Raw genomic sequence first — 12,702 nt, 5'->3', positions numbered from 1 at the left:
GCAAGGGGCGGCCCTCTTGCTTTGGGCAATCGGCAGTGTGTATTGTATGTGCAATACAGTAAATGAGTGGGAGATCGTCATGAAATTCTGGTCAGGCCTCGCCATCGCCGCTGCAGCAACGCTGCTTTCGGCGTGCAATGCAGACATGAACTTCAACACCAGCGGCAGCGGCGTACCGCTCGCAGAGCTGGACTACCAAGGCGCGAAGCCGACAGAAATCGCGCTTGCCGGCCCGGACAATCTGATCGTCACTTCGGGCAAAAGCCTTTCCATCGAAGTCGAAGGCGATCCCGAAATCACCAAGGACCTGCGGTTCGATCTCGATGAGGATTCGCTCGAAATCGGGCGCGAAGGCAACTGGCGAAACAGCGGCGTTGCAACGATCCGCATCACCATGCCGACGCCTGACGAAGTCACAGTGGCCGGATCGGGAACGATTGAGGTCGATCGGCTGGGCACCGGCGGAGACGCCGAGGTCTCCATCGCAGGATCGGGCGAATCGGTCATCGCAAGGATCGATGCCGCCGAACTCGAAGTGAATGTCGCAGGCTCGGGTTCGCTGAAAGCAGCAGGCCGCGCGAAAACACTCGAGCTGTCGATTGCCGGGTCAGGCGATCTCGACCTTCGCCAGCTCGATGTCGGTGACGCCGAGATTTCGATTGCCGGTTCGGGCGATGCGATCTTCGCCTCCGACGGGAATGTCGAAGCGAGCATCATGGGTTCGGGTACGGTCGAGGTTATCGGCAATGCCAAGTGCACGGTGAGCGCGATGGGTTCGGGCGAACTCAAGTGCAGCGCGCGTACCGCCGCCGCAGATGACAAGGACGACTCAGCATCGAGTGCCCAGGCTTCCGGGAGTTTTGGCGAGGACGATTCGACCAATACCCGGTAGGAGCCCAACCGGGGTTCCTCAAAGCGTCGAGGCAGGGCATAGACTGGCGGCATGAAACCGATCGTCCCGCTCGCCCTCCTCGCCGCGTTCGCCCTGCAGGGCTGCATTGCCAAGACCGCGCTCGACATCGCCACCGCGCCGGTCAAGGTGGCAGGCAGGGCCGTCGACATGGCGACCACCAGCCAGAGTGAAGCCGACGAAAAGCGCGGGCGCGAGATCCGTCGCCGCGAGGAACAGCTCGCAAAGCTGGAGCGCCGCTATCGCGAGCAGCGCGAAGACTGCGAAGACGGTGACCGCAAGGCATGCGAGAAGGCGCGCGAGACTTACGAAGATATCCAGGAAATCCTCCCGAGCGTTCCCTACGAGCCCCGGCGCTGATCGGCCGGCGCGGCCGCGCGGCGCAGCCGGTCGTTGATTGCGCGTCCCACACCCTTTTCGGGCACTGGCGCCACCGCGATGCGCGGTTTGTCCGACACAGCCGCCAAGTGAAGGCAGGCGTAGAGGTTGCTGGCAGCTTCTTTCACCTCCCCACTTAGCGACAGCGTGACGTCACCCGCGACTGGTCCGAACCCGATCATGATCTCATCCGGTGCGGGATCGGTGACGCCAAGCCGCACAGGCTTGCCGGGCGAATAGTGGCTGGCAAGCTGGCCAGGCGCTTCGAGGGTCTTGCGCTCCTCCCGCAGCGGCAGGCCTATGCCGAAGTAATGCCGGTGCAGCGCATCGAGATCGACGGGCCCTGCACGCAGCTCTTCCCACGATCCGTCCTCCCTTAGCGCGAGGATGCTGGATTCAACACCGGCCTGCGTCGGCCCACCGTCCAGCACGAGATCGATCCGTCCGTCCAGCGACGCCAGGACATGTTCCGCCGATGTGGGGCTAATGAAGCCGCTGCGGTTGGCCGAAGGTGCCGCCAGCGGGAAATCGATCTGCGAGAGGAGTTGGCGCATGACGGGGTGCGCAGGCGCCCGCACAGCGACAGTAGGGAGCCCAGCAGTTACGGCAGGCGCCAGCACTGCTTCGGGTAGCGCCGGAACAACGATCGTCAGCGGCCCCGGCCAAGGCAGTGTAGCAAGGTCTGCGTTGTCTCCCCACTCGGCATACTGCGCTGCCTGCTTGGCATCGCGCACATGGACGATCAGCGGGTTGAAACTCGGCCGCCCCTTGGCTTCGAAGATGCGTGCGACCGCCGCCTCGTCATCGGCCCGCGCGGCCAGCCCATAGACGGTCTCTGTCGGAACCGCGACCAGCCCGCCATCGCGCAGGATTCGCGCAGCCCGAGCGATTCCCGTAGCGTCGGCCAGAACCGTTTCCGTAACGTATTTGCGGACCATCCCCGGGCGCTATATCCGGGGGCCGAGAATTCCAAGAGGACATGCCCATCGTGAGTACCTATCGCCCCGCCACACCGGACCAGCTGCTCGCTATCCGAGCCAATGCAGGTATCGCGGAAATCGCCCAGAGCGAGCGGTACGCCGCCGCCGAGCCCGATCTGGTCGAAGCAATCGTGGAGGGCGTCGGCCAGTTCGCTGCCGGAGAATGGGCGCCGCTCAACCGCGCCGGCGACCTCGAGGGTGCAAAGCTGGAAAATGGTGTGGTCCGCCTGCCCGATGGCTTTGCCGAGGCATACCATAGCTACGTCGATCAGGGCTGGAACGCGATTGCCGGCAGCGCAGAGCATGGCGGGCAGGGCCTGCCCTTCACGCTCGCCTGCAATGTCCTCGAGAACCTCGGCACCGCCAACATGGCCTTCAACTTGCTGCCGATGCTGTCTGTCGGCGCGATCGAGGCTCTGGAGGCGCATGGTACGGACGTTCAACAGGCGCGATACCTCCCAAACCTGATCAGCGGGCAATGGTCGGGCACGATGAACCTGACCGAGCCGCAGGCGGGCAGCGATGTCGGCGCCCTGCGCACAACCGCACACCCGATCGAAGATGGCGAACACGCTGGCAAGTACCGGATCAAGGGCCAGAAGATCTACATCACTTGGGGCGAACACGATCTGGCCGAGAATATCATCCACCTCGTCCTTGCACGTCTCCCAGACGCGCCCGAGGGTAGCCGCGGAATTTCGCTGTTCCTCGTGCCTAAATACCACCTGAAGGACGATGGCACGCCCGGTCCGCGCAACGATCTGCGTTGCGTCAGCATCGAGCACAAGCTCGGCATCAATGCCTCGCCTACTTGCGTGATGTCATACGGCGATAATGACGAGTGCATCGGCGAGCTGGTCGGGGCCGAGAATCGCGGTCTCGCCGCCATGTTCACGATGATGAACAATGCGCGGATCAATGTCGGCTCGCAGGGCGTGCAGATAGCCGAACGCGCAACCCAGCAGGCGGTCGCCTATGCACTGGAACGCGTGCAGTCGGCGCGTGCCGGAGCCGGAGACCGCACGCCTGTTGCCATCAGTGAACATCCCGATGTGCGCCGTATGCTGGTGCGCATGCGCAGCCTGACCGAGGCGATGCGCGGCCTGCTGTACTATACCGCAGGGCAGGTCGATCGCGGCGATATCGGCGATGCGGCGGCAGGTGCCCGCGCAGAAGTGCTTGTCCCCATGCTGAAAGCCTGGGGGACCGATGCCGGGATCGAGGTCGCCTCGCTCGGCATCCAGGTGCATGGCGGGATGGGCTTTATCGAGGAAACCGGCGCCGCGCAGCACTGGCGCGACAGCCGGATCGCCCCGATTTACGAAGGTACTAACGGAATCCAGGCGGCCGACCTCGTGACCCGCAAGCTTGGCCTGGACGATGGCGAGGCCTTGCAGTCGCTACTTGCCGATATTGCCCGGGAAGCAGCGGAGGAGCCGCATCTCAAGGCATTGGCCGGAGAATGCGCGGCGATCGCCAAGTGGATGCGCGAAGACGCGTCGCTCGACGATCGACTGGCTGGCAGCGTGCCCTTCACCCAGATGTGCGCGGTGGCGGTGGCGGGCTGGTGTCTGCTCCAGCAGCTGGGCACTCTTGGCGACGGTGATCCGCGCAAGCCCGCAAAGCACGTTACTACACGCTATTTCATCGACCACGTGGTGCCGGAGGCTGTCGGTCTGAAAGCCTCGGCGACAGCCGGTGCGGCGGTCTTGTACGAGCTGGCTGCGGATGCGCTTGCGGGCTAAGCCCAGGCTCAATTGCCCATCGGGTTGAATTTCTTCGCAAATTCATCGGTGAAGGCTTCGCGCGGATCGCCTTTAAGCTCGGTCTGCGGTTTAAGCGACTTGCCGCGCACCTGCTTCACAGCTGGCGCCGGTTCAGCCTTGGGCGCAATTACGTGCCAGATGATTCCGGCGGTATCATCGCTGACCAGCAGGCCACCTTTGTCAGTCCACTCGACCCATGTCGGCCGGCCGCGCGTTTCGCCATCGCCGTTCAGGAAACTGCCGAGGACAGGCACTGGCTTGCCGACAGGATTTCCGCGCTCGTCGAACCGGATGAACACCACATCGTAGCCCGACGGAGGCTTGCGATTCCATGATCCGTGGCGCGCGACAAAGGCTCCACGTGCGAATCCGCTCCCCATCCGGTGGCCCTCATTGGTGAAGGTCAGGCCCAGTGCCGCCACATGCGGACCCAAAGCATATTCGGGATAGCGCGCGTACTCGGTCAGGAAATTCGGCATCGGCGCCTCGACCCGGCGGTCGATCGTGTTCTTGTAGTAGACCCAGGGCCAGCCGTAATTCGCACCAATGGGCACATTGGTGAGATAGTCGGGCACCAGATCGCCGCCGAGCATGTCGCGTTCGTTCACCGTGGTCCACAACTCGCCCGACAGCGGGTTCCAGGCGAGCCCGTTGGCGTTCCGCAGGCCGGTGGCATAGGGGCGGCTCGATCCTTCTTCCAGATCGTGCTCCCAGATCATGGCGCGGCCTTCCTCAGCCTCCATGCCCTGCTCGCCAATATTGCTGGCAGAGCCGACCGCGACATAGATCTTGCTGCCATCGGGCGAGAGGATGATGTTGCGCATCCAGTGATTACCCGCGGCAGGGAGGTCCATCAGTTTGCGCGGCTTGCCCGTGATCGTGGTTGAGCCAAGCTCGTAATCGAAGGCGAGCAGCGCGTCGTGGTTGGCAAGATAGAGCGTGCCGTCCCGCCAGGCGATGCCCGACGGGGAATCGAGACCGCCCTCGCGCAGCACCTGACGCGCGTCTGCACGCCCATCGCCATCCGAATCGCGCAGCAGCACCAGCTGGTTGGGCGACGGCTCGCCCGCTCCTGCGCGCCCCATCAGGGTCTTCATGATGAAGCCCTCTATCCCGCCGACATCGCGCGGCGGGCTGTTGGTTAGCGTGACCAGGATATCGCCATTGGGCAGGCGATAGATGATGCGGGGATGGTCTAGCCCTTCGGCAAAACGCACGACCTGCAGGCCTTTTGCGGCCTCCGGTTTCTCTCCGTCGGCCCAACCCACCGGTTCGGCCACTCTTATGGTCGGAAACCACTCCGAGTTCGGTTCGGCCAGTGTGGGATCGGTCCCGGTCACTTCCTCGACCGTCAATTCTGCCTTCGATCCGCGGAGCAGAAGGGCAATGCCGATCGCAGCGAGGACGAGGATGACGAGTACGGCAATGCCGATATTGCGAAGTATGGTCATGCACCCGAAATAGGGGGCGACAGTGCCTGCGGCAATCGCCAATGCCCGCACCTTCCATTCAGGAGATACGATGTTCGATTTTTCGTTTCCCGCCGATACTCCCGATGAAGAGCGGTACCGCGAACTTGCCAATGCTGCCGATGCACTGACCGAGGGTGAAGCCGATGGCGTGGCGAATATGGCCAATCTCGCGGCACTAATCTGGAGTTTTGTACCCGATCTCAACTGGGCGGGGTTCTATCGGGTGGTCGACGCCGAACTTGTGCTCGGCCCGTTTATCGGGCGCCCCGCCTGTATTCGCATACCTCTGGGCCAGGGGGTCTGCGGCACCGCTGCTGCGACGGGAGAGACGCAACTGGTGGCCGACGTTCATGCCTTCCCCGGCCACATTGCATGCGATTCAGCCAGCGAATCGGAACTGGTCGTCCCGGTCGTCAGGGATGGCATGGTGGTGGCAGTAATTGACCTCGACAGTCCGCGCAAAGCCCGCTTCAAAGAGGCCGACGCGAAAGGGATAGAAGCCTTGGCAGCACGGATTGCCACGCGAATTTAGCCGGTCAGGCGCTGCCCCAGCGCGGGACAGGGGATTTCTGGTGGCATTCGTATCCGGATCGAAAATGGTAACCCTTTCTTAAGACATTGTGAGGGGCCGCTTCGAAGTCCTTCGCAGGAAGGGCTCACCGATCATGCGTAAGATCATCCTCACCAGCAGCATTGCGCTCACCTGCATAGCGGCGCCTGCGTCCGCACAGTATTATCAGGCCCCTACGCAGTACTACGCGGCGCCTCCGGCCTATGCGCAGCAGCCCGTTCATGCCTATCCGACGCCGACAATGCCGCCGGCCTATGATCGGGACGATTGGGTCAAGCAATGCCGTGCCTTTTTGCGCGACCGGCGTCGGCGGGGTGAAACCGGCGGTGTTATTGGCGGCCTCATCGGCGGGACCGGTGGTGCAATCCTGGGCGACGAGCTTGCCGAAGATGGATCGCGGCTGGCCGGATCGCTGATCGGGGGCGGAATTGGCGGGATCGCCGGCGTCGCGATCGGCACGGCGATCGGGCTCGCCGGCCGCGACGAGGAACGCCGCGACTGCAAGGCGTGGTTGCAGCACTACGAACGTGCCGCCGCAGCGCAGTCTGCGAATGGGTACGGGTATCAGTATGGCGATGGATATGGCCATCGTGGTGATGGCTACTCAGCCGATGGATACGCCTATCAGGGGCACTACCCGCGCAGAGGAGAGTACAGCTACGGATACTCGTCACCCCCCGCTTACCGCGGAAACTACGGCTATTCCCAAGGCGGCAGCTATGGCGGAGGATACGCCTACGGTCATGGCGGCGGTTACACGACCACGACCCAGTCAGGTGGTGTGGTGGTCGTGATAGAGGAGCAGCGCGGCGAGCGCTATGTTCCTGTTATTGTTGAGGAAATAGTCGAAGAAGTCTACGAGGTCCAAGAGACCGAAATCATCCGCGAACGGGTGATCGAGGAAGTACCGGTCGAGTACTATCCGCAGCCGCAACCCCAGCCGCGGCGCGACAAGCGGATCAAGTATAGCAAGCAGCGCTAGGCGCGAGTACGCGGAGCAACCTGAAGCACACCTCTCTGACTGAAGCTCAGATTTCGCCGCCTGTCAGACGCTGACAAAGCAGGTCGAGCTGGTCGAGCGTCTTGTACCGGATCGTAATGGCGCCCGAGCGAGGATCAGCATCGGGTTTGATATTGAGCGACATCCCGAGAAATTCTTCCAGATGGCGCTCCACCGCCTCGATATCGGCGTTCGTGCCCGCAGCAGCGCCATTTTTGCCCTTGGACGAGGGCTTTGCCCCGTCTCCCTTGGCGCGCGCACGCTTTTCGACTTCGCGAACCGACAGGTTCTTGGCCACCGCTTCTTCGGCAAGGGCTTCAGCCCGATCATGCCCGATCAGAGCGCGAGCATGGCCCATGCTGAGCTTGCCCAGTTCCACCAGCTGGATCACAGCTTCGGGTAGTGTGAGCAGCCGCTGCAGGTTCGCCACATGGCTGCGCGACTTGTCGACGAGTGCAGCGATCTCCGCCTGACTCATCTGCTCTTCTTCCGCGAGGTGATGATAGGCACGTGCCTCTTCACTCGGGTTGAGATCTTCGCGCTGGATATCCTCGATCAGCGCGCTCGCCATGACTTCGCGCTGGTCGAGGTCGCGGATGATTGCCGGAATCTCATGCAGCTTCGCGCGCTGGGCCGCCCGCCACCGGCGCTCGCCAGCTACCAGTTGATAACGGCCCTTACGCGCCAATGGGCGAACGATGATCGGCTGGATGACCCCGCGCTGCGCGATGGACTGCGCCAGCTCTTCCAGTGCCTCATCGTCGAAGATCTTGCGTGGCTGACCGGGCAGTGGCTCGATTCGCGCAACCGGGATGGAGGAGAGCCCGCTCTGCGGCGCCTTGCCAGGCTCACCGCTCTGGCCAGTGCTGGAGATGGTCGTGCCACCCTCGGCCGGAGCAATGCTCTCCTCGCGCTGGGTTTCGCCCAACAGGGCACCCAGCCCCCGGCCCAGCTTGCGCTTGGATCGGTCAGGTACGGCCTGACTGTCAGTCTTGCTCTGCGCGTTCGTGCTCACGCCGCTTTCCTTTCCGCGGGCAACCGGCCCAGCAATTCGCGCGCCAGCGACATGTAGGCTCGGCTACCGGCACAGGAATGATCGTAAATAAGGGCTGGCAGGCCATGGCTCGGAGCCTCGGACAGCCGGACGTTGCGCGGGATCACCGTATCGAACACAAGCCCGCCCAGCACCTCGCGCACATCCTGCGCCACCTGATCGGTCAACCGGTTACGGCGATCGAACATGGTCAGGGTAACACCGATGATCTTGAGCGAAGGGTTGATGCCTTGCTGCACCCTTTCGACCGTCTGCAAGAGCTGGCTCAACCCTTCCAGAGCAAAGAACTCGCATTGTAGCGGGACCAGCAGCGAATCGGCGGCACTCAGGGCGTTGAGCGTCAGCAGGCCGAGCGATGGCGGACAATCGATGAAGCAGACGTCATAAGACCCGTTCACTTCGGAGAGCGCGCTCTTCAGTCGATCGATCCGGTCTGCCTCACCCACTAGCTCCACTTCAGCGCCACTCAGATCCTGAGTCGCCGGGATGATGTCGAGCTTGGGGATACGGGTCTTCTGGACACACTGGGCTGCAGATCCCTCGCCCAGCAGCAGATCGTAAGTGGAATAGTCCCGATCATGCGAGGGAATGCCAAGGCCAGTCGACGCATTTCCTTGTGGATCCATATCGATCAGGAGCGTGCGCCAGCCTGTCGCCGCAATCGCTGTCGCGATGTTGATTGCCGTAGTGGTCTTCCCCACCCCGCCCTTCTGGTTGGCAATCGCTATGCGAATCATCTGCGGCTCCCGGTTTTGGGCCGACCGGTGCCGACCAGAATTGCAGCGTCAGAGCTGGTGACCGATTGTTTCACGTGAAACATCCTGCGCCACGCAGAATCGAGCTCATCCCTTTCTTGCTTTGCCGAGCGGCCCTTCGGCAAGAGCCAAGTGGTCCGGTCGGTGGAAAAGCGTGCGGACAAGCTGATGAGTTCTTGTAGCGGCGCGAATGCCCGCGCGGTGATGACACCCGCTTCGAAGCTCTCGACGAGCTGCAAACGCGATCCCAACACCTTGCAGTTCGGCAACTCAAGAAGGGCGATTGCGCGCTCAAGCCATTCGATACGCCGCTTGCGCGATTCGACAAGGACATGCGGAACGTCAGGCCGCATGATTGACGTCACCAGACCCGGAAAGCCGGCACCAGTCCCAAGGTCGAGCCAAAGCCCATCCGTTTCACGTGGAACATGGTCCAAGAGCTGTGCACTGTCGGCAAAATGCCGTTGCCAGAGCAAAGGCATCGTCGAGCGGGAGATCAGGTTCTGTCGTTCCGCTTCGATCAGCAACGCATCAGCGAACCTATCGAGTAAAGCCAACGCATGGGCCGAGCATCTCTCTGCGACGAACTGCCGCGCCTCTTCCTCGGAACCGATCATGCAGCGGTCTTCTCGGCGTGCTGCCGCGCGAAGACCAACAGCGCTGCCATAGCAGCGGGGGTGATGCCCGGCACCCTGGCGGCCTGTGCGAGTGTTTCCGGTTGCGATAACGTCAAGCGCTCGACCATCTCATTCGACAGTCCCGGCACCTTGGCGAATGGAAATCCGCGCTCCAGACCGACCCGCTCATTGGACCGAAGTTCACGGAGTTCCGCATCTTGTCGCGCCACATAGGGCGCATAGCGGATATCCTCTGCGATTTCGTTCCTCAGTGACGCCTCTGTTTCACGTGGAACGAGACCCAATTGCCCAAGCCGTTCGAGATCGTAATCCGGATACCGCATCCAGTCCGCAAGGCTTTGGCGCCCCGCGTCGTCGGGTGCAGTCAAGCCAAGGTTGCGCATATCTGCCGGGGCGTATTCGGTCTGGAGATGATCTTCGAAAGATGCTCGGGCTTGCTGGCGATCATCAAACCACTTGCGGCGTTTTCCAGAAATGCACCCGATATCCTCCGCGAGTGGCGTAAGACGTGTCGTGGCATTGTTGGCCCTCAGCCGCAGCCTGTACTCGGCCCGCGCCGTAAGCATGCGGTAAGGTTCGCTAACACCGTGCAAGGTGAGATCATCCACCATAACCGCGATGTAGCTGTTCGCGCGATCCAAGGCGGGCGGTTCCCTGTCCATCGCTACGCACGCGGCATGCAATCCAGCGACCAGCCCCTGCGCAGCCGCTTCTTCATACCCGGTCGTGCCATTGATCTGGCCCGCGCAATACAGACCTTTGAGGCCCCGCATCTGCAACCAGCGATCGAGCGAGCGAGGATCCACGTGATCGTATTCGACCGCATAGCCGGGCTCGGCAACCCGAACACTCTCGAGACCCTCAATCGCGTGCAGGAAATCCTCCTGCACATCCACCGGAAGAGACGTGCTGATACCGTTCGGATAGACGAGATGCGTGTCGAGCCCTTCTGGCTCAAGGAATATCTGATGCCCATCACGATCCCCGAACCGGTCGATCTTGTCCTCGATCGAAGGGCAATATCGCGGCCCTTTCGCGTCGATCGCCCCCGAGTAGAGCGGTGACCGCGCAAGATTGGCACGGATGATATCGTGACAGGCAGGATTGGTTCGGGTAATCGCGCAATAGATCTGCGGGTTGCGCCGCTCACGAACCAGCGGCGACATAGTCCACTGGTCCTGGTCGGAGGGCTGTTCGACAAGCCGCGCCCAATCGATGGTGCGTCCATCCAGCCGCGGCGGAGTGCCGGTCTTCAGCCTCGCCATGGGCAAGGCAGCTTCGCGCAGTTGTGCTGCAAGAACCGAAGCTGAGCCCTCCCCTATCCGCCCACCTTGGAACCTCTCCTCACCCCTGAAAAGAACACCGCCCAGGAATGTGCCTGTGCACAGGATCGCAGCGTCGCAAGCCAGTTCAACCCCGCTGCCCAACCTGACACCATGCACCGATCCGCTCTCGATGCTCAGGCTCGCGACCTCTCCCTCAATAACTTCGAGCGTTTGCTCCGCCGCTACCTGCGCTCGCACTGCGGCACCGAAGAGTTTGCGATCGGCTTGTACCCGCGGGCCCCAGACCGCACTGCCCTTCGACCGGTTGAGCATCCGGTAATGAATTGCGCCTGCATCTGCAGCGACACCCAACACGCCATCGAAAGCATCGACCTCTCGGACGAGATGGCCCTTCCCCAAGCCACCAATAGCCGGATTGCAGCTCATCGCGCCGATCTTGCCTGCGTCCATCGTCACCAGTGCGACACGCACACCCATCCGGGCTGCGACGCAGGCCGCTTCCACGCCGGCGTGGCCGCCGCCGATAACAATGATCGGGTAGTGCTGCATGGCACCCCTATAATGGGTGCTACAGGCTGCCGCTAGGGGTCGATCTGTTCCACGTGGAACATTACTTGCCGATGCAGAAGCGGCCGAAAAGCGAGTCGAGCATATCCTCGGTCGCGACATTTCCGAGCATCGCATCCATGTCGTGTCGCGCCTGTCGCAAGCCCTCGCCCGCAAGCAGTAGGTCATCCATCTGCGCCGCACTGTCCAACGCCTCACACGCATCCCCCAAGTGTTCGCGGTAGCGCTGCGAGATCGCTACCTGACCCGGCTGCGGAAGGAGATCGCGACCGAGGGTGGAAATCGCCTGCATCAACTCCGCGATCCCTTCACGCGTCTCCGAAGAAACATTCTTCGCGCCCGCGCCCTTCGGAGCGTGCTCCGGCAGATCCTTCATGCTGGCTACTTCGAGAGCGTGTTCTGGGCCCTCCCCCTCAGGCCCCAGCCACAGCACGATATCGGCACGTGCGACCTCGGCCTCGGCACGCGCGATGCCGATAGCCTCGATCTCCTCGGCTCCCTCATCTCGCAAGCCCGCAGTATCGACGAGAATGAATGGAACGCCGTCGATAGCAATAGGACGCTCGATCGCGTCACGCGTCGTGCCGGCAATCGGAGAGACAATCGCGGCAGCTTCGTCCAGCAGCGCATTGAACAGGCTCGACTTGCCCGAATTCGGAGGACCCGCCAGCACGATGCGCAGGCCTTGCCTCAACCGGTCTGCAGAGGGCGTTGCAAGCCATACGCGCATCTCGTCGACGGCTTCCAATACCGTTTCTCGCCAAGCAGAAGCAGGAGCAACCCCCTCCTCATCCTCATCGGAGAAATCCAGTTCCTGCTCGACCGCCGCAGAAGCTGAAAGAATGGCCTCGCGCCACCCGGCAACCTGTGTTGAGGCTCCTCCGCCCAAGGCACTCGCCAAGACCGCCCGTTGCAGCTCGGTCTCAGCCGAAAGCATGTCACCCAACGCATCGGCTTGCAGCAGATCGATCCGACCGTTGGAAAAGGCCCGGCGAGTAAACTCACCCGGCGCAGCCCGGCGCAATCCGGGAATGGCTTCAAGCGCATGCTCGATTGCGCGAATGACAGCGCGGCCACCATGGCAGTGGATCTCCGCGCAGTCCTCTCCCGTCGCACTGTTCGGCCCGGGCAACCACAAGACCAGCGCCTCATCCAGCCAGCCCGCTTCCGGGCTGCGCACCTGGCGCAAGCTAGCACGGCGGGGGGTCGGCAGCGATCCGGTCAATATTTCGAGAGCGGTACCAGCATCGGGCCCGGAAACGCGTATGATCGCTACGCCGCAGGGCGGCGCCCCCGATGACAGCGCAAATATCGTGTCGCGCACT

General features: G+C 62.5%; 12 protein-coding genes. 5 read left to right on the top strand and 7 right to left on the bottom strand.

The features are described from left to right. Positions 1–79: 79 nt before the first annotated feature. On the top strand, positions 80–892 hold the full coding sequence (locus tag ACEQXE_RS10150) for a head GIN domain-containing protein (protein ID WP_370179002.1): 813 nt from the start codon (positions 80–82) through the stop codon (positions 890–892). 51 nt (positions 893–943) lie between these two features. After that, the gene (locus tag ACEQXE_RS10145) at positions 944–1,270 is read left to right on the top strand and encodes a hypothetical protein (protein ID WP_370179001.1); all 327 of its coding nucleotides are present in this window, start codon (positions 944–946) and stop codon (positions 1,268–1,270) included. Here the strand turns inward: ACEQXE_RS10145 and ACEQXE_RS10140 are convergent. Further along, positions 1,252–2,226, bottom strand: a complete 975-nt coding sequence (locus ACEQXE_RS10140; protein ID WP_370179000.1) for an L-threonylcarbamoyladenylate synthase — start codon at positions 2,224–2,226, stop codon at positions 1,252–1,254. The genes ACEQXE_RS10145 and ACEQXE_RS10140 overlap by 19 nt on opposite strands. 41 nt (positions 2,227–2,267) lie before the next feature. Between ACEQXE_RS10140 and ACEQXE_RS10135 the strand changes: the two genes are divergently transcribed. After that, on the top strand, positions 2,268–4,013 hold the full coding sequence (locus ACEQXE_RS10135) for an acyl-CoA dehydrogenase (protein ID WP_370178998.1): 1,746 nt from the start codon (positions 2,268–2,270) through the stop codon (positions 4,011–4,013). An 8-nt stretch (positions 4,014–4,021) separates the two neighbouring features. Here ACEQXE_RS10135 and ACEQXE_RS10130 read toward each other — a convergent pair whose 3' ends face one another. Continuing rightward, the gene (locus tag ACEQXE_RS10130) at positions 4,022–5,485 is read right to left on the bottom strand and encodes a sorbosone dehydrogenase family protein (protein ID WP_370178997.1); all 1,464 of its coding nucleotides are present in this window, start codon (positions 5,483–5,485) and stop codon (positions 4,022–4,024) included. 70 nt (positions 5,486–5,555) lie between these two features. On the opposite strand from ACEQXE_RS10130, the gene ACEQXE_RS10125 reads away from it, so the two are divergent. Both ACEQXE_RS10125 and ACEQXE_RS10120 read left to right on the top strand, forming a co-directional pair. Then, on the top strand, positions 5,556–6,038 hold the full coding sequence (locus tag ACEQXE_RS10125) for a GAF domain-containing protein (protein WP_370179052.1): 483 nt from the start codon (positions 5,556–5,558) through the stop codon (positions 6,036–6,038). Between the two features lie 133 nt (positions 6,039–6,171). After that, on the top strand, positions 6,172–7,059 hold the full coding sequence (locus tag ACEQXE_RS10120) for a hypothetical protein (RefSeq protein WP_370178995.1): 888 nt from the start codon (positions 6,172–6,174) through the stop codon (positions 7,057–7,059). Positions 7,060–7,105: 46 nt separating this feature from the next. Here ACEQXE_RS10120 and ACEQXE_RS10115 read toward each other — a convergent pair whose 3' ends face one another. The 5 genes from ACEQXE_RS10115 to mnmE form a co-directional block, all read right to left on the bottom strand. After that, complete coding sequence (locus ACEQXE_RS10115; protein ID WP_370178993.1) at positions 7,106–8,092, bottom strand: ParB/RepB/Spo0J family partition protein; 987 nt, start codon at positions 8,090–8,092, stop codon at positions 7,106–7,108. Further along, entirely contained in the window at positions 8,089–8,868 is a 780-nt protein-coding gene (locus ACEQXE_RS10110) for a ParA family protein (RefSeq protein ID WP_370178991.1), read from the bottom strand. Before ACEQXE_RS10110 ends, ACEQXE_RS10115 begins: the two co-directional genes overlap by 4 nt. Further along, positions 8,865–9,503: a 16S rRNA (guanine(527)-N(7))-methyltransferase RsmG gene (gene rsmG, locus ACEQXE_RS10105; protein WP_370178989.1), complete on the bottom strand. Its 639-nt coding sequence runs from the start codon at positions 9,501–9,503 to the stop codon at positions 8,865–8,867. Before rsmG ends, ACEQXE_RS10110 begins: the two co-directional genes overlap by 4 nt. Next, positions 9,500–11,359: a tRNA uridine-5-carboxymethylaminomethyl(34) synthesis enzyme MnmG gene (gene mnmG / locus ACEQXE_RS10100; RefSeq protein ID WP_370178987.1), complete on the bottom strand. Its 1,860-nt coding sequence runs from the start codon at positions 11,357–11,359 to the stop codon at positions 9,500–9,502. The genes rsmG and mnmG overlap by 4 nt, the downstream gene beginning before the upstream one ends. A 61-nt stretch (positions 11,360–11,420) precedes the next feature. After that, entirely contained in the window at positions 11,421–12,701 is a 1,281-nt protein-coding gene (mnmE, locus tag ACEQXE_RS10095) for a tRNA uridine-5-carboxymethylaminomethyl(34) synthesis GTPase MnmE (protein ID WP_370178984.1), read from the bottom strand. Position 12,702 lies beyond the last annotated feature (1 nt).

It is taken from the genome of Alteriqipengyuania sp. (assembly GCF_964222115.1).
Classification (GTDB): Bacteria; Pseudomonadota; Alphaproteobacteria; order Sphingomonadales; family Sphingomonadaceae; genus Alteriqipengyuania.
Note: the sequence above shows the minus strand (reverse complement) of the source record. Positions and strands in the feature narration are given on the sequence as shown.

Coding starts and splice junctions, on each gene's coding strand:
- ACEQXE_RS10130 (WP_370178997.1), bottom strand. CDS start 5,485: ATGACCATACTTCGCAATATCGGCATTGCCGTACTCGTCATCCTCGTC.
- ACEQXE_RS10110 (WP_370178991.1), bottom strand. CDS start 8,868: ATGATTCGCATAGCGATTGCCAACCAGAAGGGCGGGGTGGGGAAGACC.
- mnmG (WP_370178987.1), bottom strand. CDS start 11,359: ATGCAGCACTACCCGATCATTGTTATCGGCGGCGGCCACGCCGGCGTG.
- rsmG (WP_370178989.1), bottom strand. CDS start 9,503: ATGATCGGTTCCGAGGAAGAGGCGCGGCAGTTCGTCGCAGAGAGATGC.
- ACEQXE_RS10140 (WP_370179000.1), bottom strand. CDS start 2,226: ATGGTCCGCAAATACGTTACGGAAACGGTTCTGGCCGACGCTACGGGA.
- ACEQXE_RS10145 (WP_370179001.1), top strand. CDS start 944: ATGAAACCGATCGTCCCGCTCGCCCTCCTCGCCGCGTTCGCCCTGCAG.
- ACEQXE_RS10150 (WP_370179002.1), top strand. CDS start 80: ATGAAATTCTGGTCAGGCCTCGCCATCGCCGCTGCAGCAACGCTGCTT.
- ACEQXE_RS10135 (WP_370178998.1), top strand. CDS start 2,268: ATGCCCATCGTGAGTACCTATCGCCCCGCCACACCGGACCAGCTGCTC.
- ACEQXE_RS10120 (WP_370178995.1), top strand. CDS start 6,172: ATGCGTAAGATCATCCTCACCAGCAGCATTGCGCTCACCTGCATAGCG.
- ACEQXE_RS10125 (WP_370179052.1), top strand. CDS start 5,556: ATGTTCGATTTTTCGTTTCCCGCCGATACTCCCGATGAAGAGCGGTAC.